We start from the raw sequence: 1018 nt of genomic DNA, 5'->3' as shown, positions 1-1018 counted from the left end.
CTTATGATTGCGATAGGCCTAGGCGTACTTTCAAGCGTGTTTTTATTGGCTCAAGCAGCCCTGCTCGCCTCCATTCTTCACCAATTAATCATCGAACAAGTCGATAAAAGTGAGCTCATTTGGCACTTTGTCGGATTAGTCGGAACCGTCATCGGCCGCGCTACATGTACGTGGGGCCGAGAAATTGCGGGCTACCGCTGTGGCGAACAAATCCGAGTTTACATTCGACAGCTCATTTTAGACAAAGTCCACAAGCTTGGGCCTGCTTACATTAAAGGCAAACCAGCAGGCAGTTGGGCGACATTGATTCTAGAACAAGTTGAGAACATGCAAGACTTCTTCTCTCGCTACTTACCTCAAATGTCGCTGTCGGTATTAGTTCCTTTCATCATTTTGGTTGTGGTATTCCCAGTTAACTGGGCGGCAGGTTTAATCTTCCTTGTGACGGCCCCGTTAGTGCCTATTTTTATGGCATTAGTTGGTATCAAAGCCGCGGAAGCGAACCGTAAAAACTTCAAAGCAATGCAACGCTTGTCCGGTCACTTCTACGACCGATTGCAAGCGATGACGACCATTCGCCTTTTCGACCGCACAAAGTCAGAAACTGAGACCCTGAAAGGGGCATCAGAGGTATTTCGTACCCGCACGATGGATGTACTAAAAATCGCATTCCTTTCTTCTGCGGTACTGGAGTTCTTCACTTCTATTTCTATCGCTATTACTGCGGTTTACTTCGGCTTCAGTTACATCGGTGAATTGAACTTTGGTTACTACGGTGCTGGCGTCACCTTGTTTGCTGGCCTGTTCATCCTGATTTTAGCTCCTGAGTTTTACCAACCACTTCGAGATCTCGGTACTTTCTATCACGCGAAGCAACAAGCGGTGGGCGCTGCCGAAAGTATTGTCGAGTTTCTTGAACTAGAGGTCGATCAAGTGAAAGATGGGACTCAATCTCTTGAACAGAACACGCCAATTCAAATCGAAGCGCAAGATTTGGTTGTTTTCAGCCCTGAAGGCA

1 protein-coding gene is annotated in these 1018 nt (G+C 47.1%); it reads left to right on the top strand.

Annotation, left to right across the window (positions count from 1 at the left end):
* A partial coding sequence (locus R7P72_RS26210; protein ID WP_318111194.1) for an ABC transporter transmembrane domain-containing protein occupies positions 1-1018 on the top strand: 1018 nt, incomplete at both ends.

The organism is Vibrio sp. Vb0888, assembly GCF_033338835.1.
Classification (GTDB): Bacteria; Pseudomonadota; Gammaproteobacteria; order Enterobacterales; family Vibrionaceae; genus Vibrio; species Vibrio alginolyticus.
This window is presented reverse-complemented; position numbering and strand designations above follow the sequence as displayed.